This is a genomic window from Virgisporangium aurantiacum (assembly GCF_016863635.1).
In the GTDB taxonomy this organism is placed as follows: Bacteria; Actinomycetota; Actinomycetes; order Mycobacteriales; family Micromonosporaceae; genus Virgisporangium; species Virgisporangium aurantiacum.
On sequence record NZ_BOPG01000141.1, the window covers coordinates 1 to 13,668 of the forward strand.

A 13,668-nucleotide genomic window follows, 5' to 3' on the forward strand; every position below is an offset into this window, starting at 1 on the left:
AACTGGGCACCGACCCGAGCCCGGAACTGCAGGACGTGTACCGGTCCATCCTGACCGGCGCCGCACGCGTCACCCCGCATTCACCCCCGCCCGACACGGCTGTGCCCGATCGAACGGCTCGGACGGGCCCGGCGGCCGCAACCGCCCGGACGGACCTGACCACCGCCCGCCTCGATGTGCTCCGTCAGCGGTCACCCATGGCGGCGGTCACGACGCGGCCGCCGGTACCGGCTCACCTGCCGCCGCCAGGAGGCGGATTCGTCGGCCGGTCGGACGCGCTGGACCGGCTGGAGGCGAACCGCGCCGACCCGGACACTCCGGTGGTGGTGATCTCGGGAACCGCCGGCGTGGGCAAGACGACGCTGGCCGTCCAGTGGGCACACCGGGCCGCCGACCGATTCCCCGACGGCCAGCTGTACGTCAATCTGCGCGGATTCGACCCGGCCGCGACGCCGCTGGACCCGGCCGACGTCGTGCGCGGTTTCCTCGACGCGCTCGGAGTAGAGCCGGAGCGGGTCCCCGATCCCCTGCAGGAACGGATCGGGCTGTACCGCACGCTCGTCTACGGCCGTCGCATGCTGGTCGTCCTCGACAACGCCCGCGACGCCGACCAGGTCAGCCCGCTGTTTCCCGGCGACCCGGCGATCATGACCGTGGTGACCAGCCGGAACCGGCTGACCAGGCTGGCGGCGAACGTCGGCGCCGACCAGATCATCCTTGACGTTCTTTCCCAGGCCGTGGCCGGCGAACTGCTCACCCGACGTGTCGGCACGCGACGCGCGGCCGCCGAACCCGCGGCGGTCCGAAAGATTACCGATCTGTGTGCCCGGCTACCGCTCGCGATCGCGATCGTCGGCGCGTATGCCGCCGGTCGCCCGGAGTTCCCGCTGTCGGCCGTCGCGACCAACCTGGCCGCCGCCCGCGACACCACGGGGTCCGTGGATCCCACGCCCGACAATCCGAGCGGGACGGGCGACATCGAGATCGTCATCGCTTCCTCGTACCGCGCCCTTCCGCCCCGGACGGCCCGGCTCTTCCGGCTGCTCGGTGTGCATCCGGGTCCCGATATCGACGCGCATGCGGCCGCGAGCCTCCTGGGCGTGCCCCCGACCGAGATCGGTGCCCCGCTGGCCGAGCTCGTGGAGGCGCACCTGCTCAGCGAGCGCCAGCCGGGCCGGTACGCGTTCCACGACCTGTTGCGTGCCTATGCCGCCACCCTGGCCCGGGCCGAGGGCGGATCGGCGGAGGAGGCCGACGCGCTGCTCCGCGTCACCGATCACTATCTGCGCAGCCTGGAACTGGCGGATCATCTGATGAGCCCGCTCGCGCGCCGGGTCCGGTTGCCGCCCCCGGTCGCGGACGTGACCCCTGTCGAGGTCGCCGACCGTACGGCCGCCGCCGAGTGGGTCACGGTCGAGCGCCGCGCGCTGACCGCGCTGATCAGGCGGGCCGCAGCGGCGCAACTCGACGTGCACGTCTGGCAGCTGGCCTGGCTCCTGTGGCGGTTCTTCGAGTTCCGCGGATACCTGACCGACTGGGTCGCCACCCAGGAGCTGGCATTGGAGTCGGCCCGACGGCTGGCCGACCCGGTCGCCCTCGAACACGTCAACCGCGCGTTCGCCTTCGCCTGGACCCGGCTCGACAAGTACGACCGCGCTCGCGCCCACCTCACCGAGGCGGCGGCCCAGCACGATCACGTCGACGATCCGCGCGGACGCGCCCGGGTGCTCCTCAGCATGGCGTGGGTCGAGGGTCGAGACGACCGGCCGCAGGACTCCCTCCGTTGGGCCGAGCAGGCACTCGCGATATTCGACGAGATGGAGGACCGGCTGGGAATGTCGCAGGTGCTGTCCAACATGGCTTGGAACCTGCGGAAGACCGGCGACCTCGATCGCGCATTCGACTTGTGCACCCGGGGCCTGGAGTTAAACCGCGACCTCGGCGACACCTACTGTAGGGCCGACCTTCTCGACACCATGGGCGAGATCTACCACCAGTGGGGCGACCACTTTACGGCCGTGAAGTGCCTCGACGAGGGCGCACGACTGCACCGCGAACTCGGTGACCGCTACACCGAGGGCGTCTCCCTGCAGAACCTCGGCGACGCATACGCTGCCGCGGACGAGCATACGCAGGCTCAGACGGCCTGGCGTACGGCGCTGGGCATCTTCGCCGACCTCGGACACTCCGACGCGGCGACCGTGCGCGCCAGGCTGACCACGGCGGACGAGACGCCTCCCTGACGGATCCGCGCCCGGCCCGCCCTGGCTCTCACCTCGGGATCCGGACGCCAACGCCGACCGTCAACCGGCGCGCAGTGACGCTGGCGCTGGAAATCTGTCGGCGACCTGGTGACCGGCTCGGCCACGCGCGCATCCAGCACGCCCTCACCGAACTCGTCGACCGGCGCAACGACCATCGGACCGCGATCGGGCACGCGTACCGGGGCCCTGACCCTGTACGAGGAGGCCGGCGACGTGCCGGGAACCGCCCGGGCGCTGAACGCGATCGGCTGGTGCCACACCCGCCTCGACGAACACGACAAGGCCGTCGAACGGTGCGAGCGGGCACTCGCCATCCTGCGGAGCATCGGCGACCTCGACGGCGACGCGGCCCCGGGACGTCGAGTTGCACCCCGAACTGCGCGAGGCAGCGCCGTATTCGCCGCAATCCTCAAGCGCGCCGGCCTGGACGACGAAGCGTCCACCCACATACTGCGGCACACCTTCGGCACCGCCGGCCCGGCACACCACCGATCACTGACACTTACCCGTCCAGCGGCGCTGACACTAACCTGTCCGCCAACAGCACGACGCACGATGCGCGGAGTGAGGGGCCGATCTTGGACGTGGAACGTGATGCGGCGAGCGCGGAGCTGGACAGGTTCCAGGCCGGACGAGAGCCATGAACTGGTCTGCGTTCGCGATCACTGGTGGCATCGCGGTCGTGGCGGCGACGGCCGGGAACCTGCTGATTCCCAAGTCGGCGATGGCCTGGTTCCGTGGCTTGCGCTGGCCCCGCTGGCTGGTGCCGTTCCACGCATTCGTCGCCGTCGGCATCGTGTACTACCTGCTGATAGCCACCGTGCTGTACCGGGCGTTGGACCGTGACGATACGTCCGGCGTCGTCTGGGCAGCGATCGTCATCGCCGCCAACGAGGGGTGGAACGCGGTCTTCTTCGGTCTGCGCAGTACTCTCGGCGGATTCGTCGGCATCGTGGCCTTCGCCGCACCGCTCACCGCGCTGCTCATCAGCGTCCGCGAGGATCGCCTGTCTGCCCTGCTCGTAGCCGTGTATCTCGCCTGGGTGGCCTATGACGTCGCCTGGACTTTCACACTCTGGCGAACCAAACCGCGCTGAGCGGGCAACGCCCCGCCGAGTTCACTTCGAGGTGGCGAGGTCTATTGCAGCAGCAGCCGTGGCCGGTTCCGCTCGGCGCGGGAGTTTCGCGACCGGTCGGTGTAGGAGCAGCCGCCGATGGCATCGGATTCCCGAGGGGGAGCGCTGATGCGCCATGAAGGTCGGCATGGCAGATGGATCTTCCGTGGGGCGTGCGGGCCGCAGATCCTGTTCTACGGCGTCAGCGCCACCGCAGGCGCTGTGCTCAACATCCGGGGCCGGTTCGCCACCCCGGTGTGGGCGCCTGGTTCTATTCGCGAGTTTCGGCGCCACCGTCGACTGCGGTGGCAATGCGGCTACCCGGTCCGCGATCCGAGTCCAGCCGGAAACGCGAACCGGGCCGGCCCGGGCGCGCCCATTCCTCCCGGCGCCGCTCACCCAGGTAAGAGAACAGATACGAGAGCACGGCACCGATCACAACACCGGTCAGGGCAGCCAGCGGAGCCATGAGATCCACCACCGACCTCTTTCGGGAGGACTGGGACGCCTCTTGCCGGGACCGGGTGACCGGTCCCGGCAGACCGCGATCAGGGCGTGGCCAGAGCCTCGGTCGGAGCCAGGAGGGCCGCCCGGATCGCCGGATAGAGCCCGGCCGTGCTGCCGATGAGCAGGGTCGCGAGGACCCCGCCCGCCGTCGCCCACGCGGGCACGACGGACGGCCAGGCCTGATAGGTGGCGTACCCGGTGGTGACCGCCACTCCGAGCAGCACGCCGCCCACGCCGCCGAGCGTCGACAGCAGCAGCGACTCGGCCAGAAACTGGAGCCGGATCTGGCCCCGGGTGGCGCCGAGCGAACGGCGCAGCCCGATCTCGGGCCGACGCTCCAGCACCGAGATGACCATCGTGTTGGCCACGCCGATGCCACCGACCAGCAGCGCCACCGCACCAAGCCCGAGCAGCATACTGCTGAGGGTCGCTTCGGCCGCCTGCTGTGCGGCCAGTGCCTGCGAGGGCAGGGACACGTTGACTTCTCCCGGCGCCTGCGGATTGGCCGTCGCGGCAAGGACGGCACGAACCGCCTCGACCTGGCTGTCCCGCGACCGGGTGTAGACGATGCTCGCCCGGCCATCGAAGCCGAACAGCTCCGTGGCGATCTCCCAGCCCATGAGTACAGCCGTATTCAGCTCCGGTGCGAGCGCGACCGGATGGAGCACGCCCACTACGGCGAACCGTTCGCCGCCGACCAGGATCTCCGTCTGCGTGTCGAGCCGGCCGATACCGAGCCGCTCTGCCGTGGCAGCGCCGAGGACCACCGCGGGATACCTGCTGGTGATGCCGTTCAACCACGTGCCGCTGCGAACGGTTGCGCCGACGGTCTGCGGCAGGCCCAACCGCACCGCGTACGCGGACAGCCCGTTGGACTCGACTTTGGGGATCTTGTCCGAGCGGTACACGCTGATGTTGCCTATCGCCCCGACAGCCGACGTGGCGGTGACCGGGCCGATGCGTCCGATCATCGCCTCCGCCTCGGCCGGCAGCTTCGCGGTCTGGCCGCGCATGGTCTGTCCCGGGGTGACGGTGAGCAGGTTGGTGCCGAGAGCGGCGAGTCGGCGGTCCAGCTCCGCGTTGGAGGAAGACGAGACGCCCACCACGGCGATCATCGCGGCGATGCCGATGGCGATGCCGAGGGCCGACAGCAGCGCCCGGGCGGGACGGGTGCGCAGGCCGGCCGCGCCGACGCGGGCGACGTCGGCGATCCGCATGCGGGCGGGCGAGAGGCGGCGGACCGGGCGCGTCGTCATCACGGGCCCGTCCCCGGTGACGTGGCCGCGCCCTCGCCGACCGCCTGACCGTCGTGCATGAGGATCTGCCGGTCGAGCCCGGCGGCGATCTCCCGGTCGTGCGTGATGACCACAACCGTCGTGCCGGCGGCGTGCAACTCCCGCAGCACCGCCATGACGCCCTGACCCGAGACGGAGTCGAGGTTACCGGTCGGCTCGTCGGCGAGCAGCAGCGCCGGCTCGCCGACCACCGCACGGGCGATCGCCACCCGCTGCTTCTCCCCGCCCGACAGCTCATGCGGCTCGTGATCGAGCCGGTGCCCGAGGCCGACCCGCTCCAACGTCGCCTTCGCACGACGCCGCCGCCCGGCGAGGCCGACCCCGGCGTAGAGCAGGCCGTCGGCCACGTTATCCAGCGCCGATACGCCGGCGGCGAGGTGGAACTGCTGGAACACGAAGCCGATCCGGCCCGCCCGCAGCGCCGACAACTGCCGGTCGGACAGCCGCGACACGTCGTGGCCGTCGACCACCACCCGTCCGGTGGTGGGCCGGTCGAGGGTACCCAGGATGTGCAGCACGGTCGACTTGCCCGAGCCGGACGGGCCGACAACGGCGACCAGTTCGCCGGCGCCGACGCTCAGGGTGACCCCCACGAGTGCGCGTACCCCGCCAGGATAGACCTTGGTGACGTCCGTCAGCTCGATCATCCCGGCACCACCACGATTGCGCCCTCGGCCAGCCCGTCGCCGCTGACCTCGACCCGTCCGCCGGCGAACAGGCCCGTCTCCACCCGCACGTAGTGGCTTGCCGATCCGTCGACGACCTCTACGCCGTAGCCTCCCTCGGCCAGCGCAACCAGCGCCGCGACCGGGACGGTGAGCACGTCCTTGCGCTCGGCGGCGGTGAAGACAACGTTGACCACGGCCGCCTCGATCCCGGCGCTCGCCGCCGGGTCGCTCAGCGACACGACGGCCTCGATCTTCGTCTGCGCTGTGCCCTCCGGGCTCTGCGCGGGCTGGATGATCGAGGACACTCGCTCGACGCGACCGGCGACCCGCTTGCCGTCGGGCAACTGGATCTGCACAGCGACCTCCCGGCGGGCCAGACGCTGCTTGGACACATCGAGCCGGACCGTCACCTGATGGGTGGTGGCGGTGTACTTCAGCACCTCCTCCCCCTCGCCGGTGGACTGGTTGACCCCGGCTGTGAGGCTGTCGACCCGGATCGCGCCCGGGGCGAAAAGCACCCGCCCCTGCTCCACCTGGCCGGTCTGCGGCAGCCCGAGATTCTTCTGCCATGTGCGCACCGCCGTCGCGGTGGCTGCCGTGTACCTGTCGTCCACCGTGATCCCGGCGTAGCCGAGGGCCAGCAGGTTGCCCTCGAGCTGCCGAACGTCCGCGCCGACGGCGCCGGGGCCGAGTGCCCGGTACGCGGCGATCTCGCCGTACATCAGCACGACCGGTGCGTTGTCCACCCGGTAGATCACCTGACCCCGGCTGATGACGTCAGCGGCCAGGGGCATCCTCGTGATGACGCCCCCGATCCGGCCGGCCAGCGTGGTCGGGGCGCCGTAGCCCAGGTCACCCAGGACCTGCTCGGTGTCGAGCATCGTCTGCCTGGTCACCGGGGCGGTAGCAGGCGGAAGGCTCGACGCCGCCGGCGTCCCCGATCTGCCGTTGCCATCGAAACCGACCGCGGTCGCTGCTGCCGCGCCGACCACGACCACGACCACGGCGGCTGCCGCGGCCGTCCTGCCACGCCGACGCCGGGAGCGCGGGCGCCGGTTCTTTCCCGTCGTGTCGCTCACGGGCCCGACCGGTACTTCTTCGCGAACTCCGCATCGCAGAACTTCTTGGCATCGGCGAACTGCGGGTCGTCCTCGACGGACTTGTCCGTCGAGAAGCCGCCGTCGGCGTCGGGGTCGGGGAAGCTCTCCACACCCTTGTCCCGCATACACTTGGCCAGCCAGCGCGAAGCCTCGATCTTGACCGCCGGCATGGGGCCGCCGTCGCCGCCCTTGTTCTGGTACTGCTTGCACGCCTCGGTCGCTTTGGCGAAGGTCTCCCGGTCGGGCTCCCCCTCGACCCGGAAGGTAACGTCGTTGCCGCTGACTATCGGATCACTCATCTGCACGCCGTTCTGCCGCATGCATTGCGCGTACTTGAGATCGCGCTCCTGGGAGGTGAGGCTCGGCGCGGAGCCGCTCGCCCTCGGGGCGGCGGAGCCGTTCACCGAGGCCACATCCTTACCGTCGTCCGGTTTCGAGCAGCCGACCGCCACGATCAGCACTATCGGTAGCAGCCACCCGACCGGGAAACTCCTTCTCATCGCATTCTCCCCTGGTTCGATGGGCCCAGTGGAGCAAGGGACCGGCAACGACACCGTCACAGCCGGCGTAACACCGGTGTAACCCGCGGTCGCGGAGACTGGTACGCGAGGAGGAACCGCGGTGCGCGTGCTGCTGATCGAGGATGAGGTGCTTCTTGCCGAGCAGGTCGCCGACGGGCTGCGCGACCGGGGCTTCGCGGTCGACCTAGCCGTCGACGGCCTGGATGGTCTGCACAAGGCCGAAACGAACCGGTACGACGTCGTCGTGCTCGACCGTGACCTGCCTGTCCTGCACGGCGACCAGGTTTGCACGGCGCTGACAGCGGGCCAGTCCGGCATCCGGATCCTCATGCTCACGGCGGCCGGGGAGGCGGCGGACCGGGTCGGCGGCCTGATCCTCGGAGCCGACGACTACCTGCCCAAGCCGTTCGTCTTCGACGAGCTGGTGCTACGGCTCCGCGCCCTCGCACGAAGGGCCAACAACGCCCCTCGCGTCCTCCGGCGGGCCGGGCTCACCTTCGACACCGCGCGACGCGTCGTCACCCGGGACGGCCGTATCACCCCGCTGACCACCAAGGAGCTGGCGGTATTGGAGATCCTGATGGGAGCCGACGGCGCCGTGGTCAGCGCCGAGGACCTGCTGGAACGGGCGTGGGACGAGCACGCCGATCCGTTCACCGCGACCGTGCGCGTCACCATCGCCCGGCTACGCCGAAAGCTCGGCGATCCGCCGCTGATAGAGACAGTGGTCGGAGCGGGGTACCGGCTGTGAGGGCACCCCTCGCCCACCTCCGCCCCCAGCCGTCGATCCGGCTCCGGCTGGCCCTCACCTACACGGTCGTCCTCCTGGCGACCTGCATCGCCCTGCTGGCGCTCAACTACGCGCTGCTGTTCCGGCGCCTGTACACCGATCCGGACCCGGGCCCCAACGAGCGGACGACAGCTGACGGGCGCAGGGTGTTCGAGAACGAGCAGGACCGCAGGGCATACGAGAACAAGTTGGCAGGAATGGCGGAGTTGCGCACCGCCGCGGTGCTCAGCGCCGGTACGACGTCCGCGGCGGCGCTGGCCCTCACCGCCGTTCTGGGGCTCGGCGTGTCCTGGGTCGTCGCCGGCCGCGTGTTGCGGCCGTTGCAGACACTCACCGCCGCCACCCGGCGGATCTCCCAGGACCGGCTGCACGAGCGCATCGCCCTGGCCGGGCCGCGCGACGAGCTCAAAGAGCTCGCCGACACCTTCGACGAGATGGTGGCCAGGCTCGAAGCCTCCTTCAACAGCCAGCGCCGGTTCGTGGCACACGCGTCACACGAGCTGCGGACGCCGTTGGCCATCGTGCGTACCAGCGCCGAGGTGCTGTTGGCGAAGCGGCAGACCACGATCGCCCAGTGGGAGGCCATGGCCGGCCGCACGCTGACCGCGACCGGCCGCGCCGAGCGGCTACTGGACGGCCTGCTGGCGCTCGCCCGCAGCGACAGCGGAGTCATCGCTGGCGAGCCGCACGACCTGGCGATCGCCGCGTCTACCGCGTTGGCCGAGGCCGACGACGAGGCGGAGCACGCCGCCCTTGCCGTCACCGCCGATCTGCGCCCCGGTCCGGTCTTCGGCGACCCCGCCCTGCTCGACCGCCTGATGAGCAACCTGGTGAACAACGCGGTGCGGCACAACCGGCGAGGCGGCTGGGTCGGCGTGCGCACCGGTCGCGACGGCGACGAGGCGATCGTCAGCGTCAGCAACAGCGGTGACCCGATCCCGGCCGGGGACGTCGACCGGCTGTTCGAGCCGTTTCAGCAGATGGCGGCCGGCCGCACCGCGGGAGCCCGGTCCAGCGGTCTGGGACTGGCCATCGTCAGATCGATAGTGCGCGCCCACGGTGGCCGGGTGTCAGCCACTCCGATCGCCGAGGGCGGGCTGTCGGTCACCGTCACTCTGCCGGCACGGGAGGGCGATGCTCCTCGCCGGCTGACAGGATCGTGAGTTGGCTCGCCGAGGAGCCAGCCGAACATCAGTCTCGATGCCGGGACGTGCCGACTGGACGGTCGCACGAAAGATCATCACCGCGATCGGCGCGACGGTGCATATACCTGCTCGATCGTCAGTTCCGCGAGCCGTCGGCTCTCTTCCCCTTGGGTGAGGCTGGCGCCCGACATAGCCTGACCTGAGCGGCACGTTCAGCCGCCGTGGTTCACCGGTTGATGATGATCAGGTTCTCCACCTCGGTGACACCGGGCGCCGACCAGGCGACACGCTCGGCCTCGCGGCGCTCCGCCCACGACCCTACGCTCCCGGCCAGGATCACCTTGCCGTCTTGGGTGGTGACGTGGATCCGTTCCGCGTCCGTTTCGGCCGTGCGTACCAGCGCGTCCTCGATCTTCTTCTTGAGTTCATCGGGCGACGGGCCGGTACGCGGCCGCACAGTGATGAGGTTGCTGATCCCCTTGACGCCGGTGAGGTTCCGGACGACCCGTTCCGCCTCCCGCCGCTGGTAGTCCCAGTCCAGCTCGCCGCGCAGGGTGACCCAGCCGTCGGACACCGATACCTTCACCATTTCATGGGGTACGAGCGAGTCCATCTCGAGCACCCGCACGACGGATCGGGCGAGGTCGACGTCGGTCTGCTCGTGGCTGGGCGCCAGGCGTACCTCGATGTCGTTGGCGACGGCCTTGACCCCGCGGATACGAAGTGCCGCGCGTTCTGCGGCCGACTTCTTGCTGAACGTGTCCACCCAGCCGGTCAGCGTCGTCACCCCGTTCCTCACGGCCACCCCGATCTCGTTCGGCGCGACCTCGGCGTCCCACTTCAGCTCGCGCAGCACCTCACGCTGGATGTCCTCATCGGTCTGGGTGGTTACCGTGCTGGCCATGCCGGTCCTCCAAGATCTCTCGTTCGTCGGCCGTGGCGGCCTGCTCGCGCCGTGGTCGGGCGAGGGCCCGTTTCGACCCTCGGCCCGGACCGGATGACTCCGGCTCACCCGCAGCGAGGGAGAAGCGCGCCTGCGCCCCAGGAGAAGCCGGCCGAGTACGTCGTGGAAGGGCGCATCGAGCAGCTACTGCTCAGTGGCCCACTTGGTGACTTTTGAATGTGGAGAACCCTCCGGTGGTCATTACCGGCCGGCGATCTCCTGTATGGACGTTTCTGCCAGGCTGCGGCGGATCTCCGCCACCTCGTCGTCGAGACCGCTCAGGTCCGGATCCGGCTCCCGCAGTCGCGGCGCCAGCCGCTGCAGCAGGTCGACGGTCGCCAGCGCCAACTGCAGCACGTCCTCGACAGGCCTGTCGGCGAGCATCGATTCGATCTGCTGGGCAAGGCTCGCCAGCGTTTCAGCGGTGGTGGCCGGCATGAGGTAGCCCCGGAGCGGGGGAGGATCCCCGGACTCCGCTCGCATCTCCGCCAGCGCGGTCACGACCGCGCGACGGTTGCTGAGCCGGTCGAGCAGCCGGATGAGACGGTACGTCCGCGCGACCAGCCGGGGGCGCCCTGGATGGCCGTCGAGCCACGCCTCCAGGGCGGCCGGACCGTCGAGGTGTTTTGTGAGCTTGGAAAGTGCCGCGGCGGCTGAGTTGGGCAGCATCCAGTGCGTGGGCAGCAGCCGGGCCACCTGCTCCGCGAGCGCTGCCTCGCCTGAATGATCGAGCTTGCCGGACGTGAACGCGTCGAGCAGTTTCCGGTCGAGGTTGGCAGCGGTCATCGTCGGTCGCCTACCGCGTTGATCCGCAGTGCGGCGTGCCGCACCTGCTCAACGCTGCCATCGTCTTGTCCGACGGCGCCTTGTTCACGATCATGAACAGGGCGGACGTGCCGGGCTTGACCCGGTCTTGTACCGGCTGCTCGAGCTGGCTGCTGAGTCTCATCCACTACTGCCTCCGACTCGATCATCAGGTCTCCGGCTGCCTGCTGACCTCCGCAGCTGCCGTTTCGGCCCTGCTCTCGTCGGGGCAGCGGATGATGACCGGATCTGCCGCGTCTGGGCTCGTCCGGTCCGCTGCGCCGACCCGCGCGGCGAGGAAGCTCCGGCCGCAGCGAGCACTGAACCGCGCTCTGCGTCAAGATTTACGCCGCTCGGCGCGGGGTGTCGATTGGCAGTCCTGCCGATTCCGGCCCACGCCGGCCGCAGCAAGGCCGCGGCGGCCACCGTCCCGGTCGATCAGCCACTCACTGCGACACGCAACATTCTGGGCTCCAGGACCGTCGCGACGATCACCGTCGCCGACGTGCGAGCCGTCAAGCCACCGAATCAGTTCCAGAAGCGGCCGCGCCGCAGGCCGCCTTCGATAGAACGGCCTTCATGCAGGACCTGAGCCGCGGCGCTACGACGTCGCACTCGATACCCCGATGGCTACGAGACCCGGCCGCGGCTCCACCGAAGATTCCCGACGGGCGACCGCGGCCCGGCCCGATCAGTCTGGCTGCGGGCGTGCGCCGCCGATCTCCGGCTGCCGCCATACTTCCCATCCCACGAACGCGACGCTGACCGCCGTGACGGCGACCAGGATGGTCAGGGCGGGCACGGCCTGCGCCATCGGGATGAGCGCGATCAGGACGACGGAGGTGACCAGGCGGTCGGTGGCGATCTCATTGTGGTCACGCCATCGATACAGCACCTCACCGGCGTAGAACAGTGCGGCGCCGCCGCAGAGGGCCAACCCCAACAACGGTTGCAGCGGTTCGTCGGGATGGGCGATCGCCTCGCCCACCCCCAGGCTGTACCAGATGATGCCGGCGACCAGCGGCAGATGCAGATAGCTGTACGCGTCCCGGGCGAGCCGGGCCCGCTCGGGTGCACGAGCCCGGCGCAGCCGTGCCGCCGCACCGTGCTTCAGCCCGAAGTACGCCCACCACATCGCAGCCGAGACGAGAACACCGAGCACCACGGCGACCAGGACGTCGGCCCTGGGCAGGTCGCCGTTGGCCGCCCGGCCCATCTGGAAGATGGATTCGCCGAGCGCGATGATGACGATCGAGCCGTGGCGTTCGACGAAGTGGCCAGGCCGCACGTGCAAGCCACCCATGCCGAACAGGGCCGGGCCGCCGAAGTCCACGAGCACCGCACAGAGCCACAGCACCTCCCGCACGGGCGATTCCTGGGTTGCGGCGAGCACGACGATTCCCGGGCCGATGAGCAGGGTCGGCAGCAGTCGCAGGAAGGTGCGTCGCCGTCGCGTGTCGCTGCGCGCCGAGTAGATCAGCAACACGACGTGTAGCAGGCGCACCGTGAGGAGCGCCAGCGCGAACATCATTGCCTCGTCCCCGAACGCCTCAACCAGGGAACTTGACGCGACCAGCATCGCGGACATGGCGAGGAAGATCAGCGTCCGTGCCAGGTTGCCCGACTCCGCCGAGGTGTTAGTCAGCCAGGCGTAGCAGACCCACGCCCACCAGATCGCCACCAGTGCCAGGACACCGTGACCGAACCCGGCCCACGAGAGGTGTTCCTCGATCAGGTGCGTTACCTGCGACATCGAGTAGACGAAGACCAGGTCGAAGAACAGTTCCAGGGCGCCGACCGCACGGTCGTCCGCAGGACGCTGCGGCGGCTCCATGGCGGGTTCGGCGGTGGCCGATTGCACGTCCCGTCCCAGCCGTTCGCAATCAGGCGGTGACGGGTCGATGGTGGTGCCCGGCCGCTGCCGGACCGTGGCGCCGCTTCCGGCGCAGACGCAGGCCGAGCATCGGCAGCGTGATGCCGAAGGCGATGGCAGCGATACCGATCAGCACGACCAGGGTCAGGACTCCGGCGGCCGGCCAGACGATCAGCAGAACGCCGAACAGCACGGACAACGCGCCGGTCAGGATGCTGGCGATACCGCGGGCGAAGAGCCCGGCGCGGCTGCCCACCGCCCACCAGTGACGGCTCTTTGTCTCTAACATGATGGTTTCCTTTCCGACGTCACGTCTGGACCGCTGCCGATCGGCAGGTTGTCCGAACCTGGCGAGGTGGTCATGGATCAGAGCACCAGCAGCCGCCAAGGGTGTCGATTGGCACATCTACCAATCCGGCGGCCCGGAGCCGCCGGCTACCCGTTGTGGGTAAGCCTGGCACCATGGCCATCGCAACGCGCACCGTCACCGATGAGGACATTCATCAGCAGGCGGGTCCTCACCTGAACGACGTCCAGCCCGTTGGCGTGCACCCTGATCGCCGCGTCGGGGTTCGATCAGTGCCGGTGCTGCCGGTCGTGCGCTACGAGCAGGCGTGGGATGTACAGGCCCTGACGGAGTGCTT

General features: G+C 69.9%; 14 protein-coding genes and 1 pseudogene. 6 read left to right on the forward strand and 9 right to left on the reverse strand.

What is annotated here, in order from left to right; translation table 11 throughout:
* From Vau01_RS62135 to Vau01_RS64430, 3 genes and pseudogenes are all read left to right on the forward strand, one after another.
* Nucleotides 1–2,243 (forward strand): ATP-binding protein (locus Vau01_RS62135; RefSeq protein ID WP_204014837.1); only part of this gene is annotated, 2,243 nt, incomplete at its 5' end.
* A 108-nt stretch (nucleotides 2,244–2,351) separates the two neighbouring features.
* A pseudogene (locus Vau01_RS65645) lies at nucleotides 2,352–2,576 on the forward strand (tetratricopeptide repeat protein); the annotation flags it as partial.
* A gap of 328 nt (nucleotides 2,577–2,904) precedes the next feature.
* A complete protein-coding gene (locus Vau01_RS64430; protein WP_239153112.1) occupies nucleotides 2,905–3,360 on the forward strand; it encodes a TspO/MBR family protein in 456 nt (151 codons plus the stop codon).
* A 566-nt stretch (nucleotides 3,361–3,926) separates the two neighbouring features.
* On the opposite strand, the gene Vau01_RS62145 is transcribed toward Vau01_RS64430, so the two are convergent.
* From Vau01_RS62145 to Vau01_RS62160, 4 genes are all read right to left on the reverse strand, one after another.
* Nucleotides 3,927–5,141, reverse strand: a complete 1,215-nt coding sequence (locus Vau01_RS62145) for an ABC transporter permease (protein ID WP_204014843.1) — start codon at nucleotides 5,139–5,141, stop codon at nucleotides 3,927–3,929.
* Nucleotides 5,141–5,827 carry an ABC transporter ATP-binding protein gene (locus tag Vau01_RS62150; protein WP_204014845.1) on the reverse strand — a complete coding sequence of 229 codons (687 nt, stop codon included), beginning with the start codon at nucleotides 5,825–5,827 and terminating at the stop codon, nucleotides 5,141–5,143. Before Vau01_RS62150 ends, Vau01_RS62145 begins: the two co-directional genes overlap by 1 nt.
* Nucleotides 5,824–6,744 carry a peptidoglycan-binding protein gene (locus Vau01_RS62155; protein ID WP_239153114.1) on the reverse strand — a complete coding sequence of 307 codons (921 nt, stop codon included), beginning with the start codon at nucleotides 6,742–6,744 and terminating at the stop codon, nucleotides 5,824–5,826. The genes Vau01_RS62150 and Vau01_RS62155 overlap by 4 nt, the downstream gene beginning before the upstream one ends.
* Before the next feature lie 179 nt (nucleotides 6,745–6,923).
* A complete protein-coding gene (locus Vau01_RS62160; RefSeq protein ID WP_204014847.1) occupies nucleotides 6,924–7,448 on the reverse strand; it encodes a hypothetical protein in 525 nt (174 codons plus the stop codon).
* A 121-nt stretch (nucleotides 7,449–7,569) separates the two neighbouring features.
* Here Vau01_RS62160 and Vau01_RS62165 point away from each other — a divergent pair, with 121 nt between their 5' ends.
* Nucleotides 7,570–8,220, forward strand: coding sequence for a response regulator transcription factor (locus Vau01_RS62165; RefSeq protein WP_204014849.1), 651 nt, complete (start codon nucleotides 7,570–7,572; stop codon nucleotides 8,218–8,220).
* A complete protein-coding gene (locus Vau01_RS62170) occupies nucleotides 8,217–9,422 on the forward strand; it encodes a sensor histidine kinase (protein ID WP_204014851.1) in 1,206 nt (401 codons plus the stop codon). The genes Vau01_RS62165 and Vau01_RS62170 overlap by 4 nt, the downstream gene beginning before the upstream one ends.
* A 208-nt stretch (nucleotides 9,423–9,630) precedes the next feature.
* Here Vau01_RS62170 and Vau01_RS62175 read toward each other — a convergent pair whose 3' ends face one another.
* The 5 genes from Vau01_RS62175 to Vau01_RS62195 form a co-directional block, all read right to left on the reverse strand.
* Entirely contained in the window at nucleotides 9,631–10,308 is a 678-nt protein-coding gene (locus Vau01_RS62175) for a BON domain-containing protein (RefSeq protein WP_204014853.1), read from the reverse strand.
* Nucleotides 10,309–10,548: 240 nt separating this feature from the next.
* Complete coding sequence (locus Vau01_RS62180; RefSeq protein WP_204014855.1) at nucleotides 10,549–11,133, reverse strand: hypothetical protein; 585 nt, start codon at nucleotides 11,131–11,133, stop codon at nucleotides 10,549–10,551.
* 10 nt (nucleotides 11,134–11,143) lie between these two features.
* On the reverse strand, nucleotides 11,144–11,296 hold the full coding sequence (locus tag Vau01_RS62185; protein ID WP_204014857.1) for a DUF1269 domain-containing protein: 153 nt from the start codon (nucleotides 11,294–11,296) through the stop codon (nucleotides 11,144–11,146).
* A 546-nt stretch (nucleotides 11,297–11,842) separates the two neighbouring features.
* Nucleotides 11,843–13,012: a low temperature requirement protein A gene (locus Vau01_RS62190; protein ID WP_204014859.1), complete on the reverse strand. Its 1,170-nt coding sequence runs from the start codon at nucleotides 13,010–13,012 to the stop codon at nucleotides 11,843–11,845.
* 22 nt (nucleotides 13,013–13,034) lie between these two features.
* Nucleotides 13,035–13,313 (reverse strand): DUF308 domain-containing protein, encoded by a 279-nt coding sequence (locus Vau01_RS62195; protein WP_204014862.1) that lies wholly within the window; start codon nucleotides 13,311–13,313, stop codon nucleotides 13,035–13,037.
* A 173-nt stretch (nucleotides 13,314–13,486) separates the two neighbouring features.
* On the opposite strand from Vau01_RS62195, the gene Vau01_RS62200 reads away from it, so the two are divergent.
* A partial coding sequence (locus Vau01_RS62200; RefSeq protein WP_204014865.1) for a hypothetical protein occupies nucleotides 13,487–13,668 on the forward strand: 182 nt, incomplete at its 3' end.

Coding starts and splice junctions, on each gene's coding strand:
- Vau01_RS64430 (WP_239153112.1), top strand. CDS start 2,905: ATGAACTGGTCTGCGTTCGCGATCACTGGTGGCATCGCGGTCGTGGCG.
- Vau01_RS62145 (WP_204014843.1), bottom strand. CDS start 5,141: ATGACGACGCGCCCGGTCCGCCGCCTCTCGCCCGCCCGCATGCGGATC.
- Vau01_RS62150 (WP_204014845.1), bottom strand. CDS start 5,827: ATGATCGAGCTGACGGACGTCACCAAGGTCTATCCTGGCGGGGTACGC.
- Vau01_RS62160 (WP_204014847.1), bottom strand. CDS start 7,448: ATGAGAAGGAGTTTCCCGGTCGGGTGGCTGCTACCGATAGTGCTGATC.
- Vau01_RS62175 (WP_204014853.1), bottom strand. CDS start 10,308: ATGGCCAGCACGGTAACCACCCAGACCGATGAGGACATCCAGCGTGAG.
- Vau01_RS62180 (WP_204014855.1), bottom strand. CDS start 11,133: ATGACCGCTGCCAACCTCGACCGGAAACTGCTCGACGCGTTCACGTCC.
- Vau01_RS62185 (WP_204014857.1), bottom strand. CDS start 11,296: ATGAGACTCAGCAGCCAGCTCGAGCAGCCGGTACAAGACCGGGTCAAG.
- Vau01_RS62195 (WP_204014862.1), bottom strand. CDS start 13,313: ATGTTAGAGACAAAGAGCCGTCACTGGTGGGCGGTGGGCAGCCGCGCC.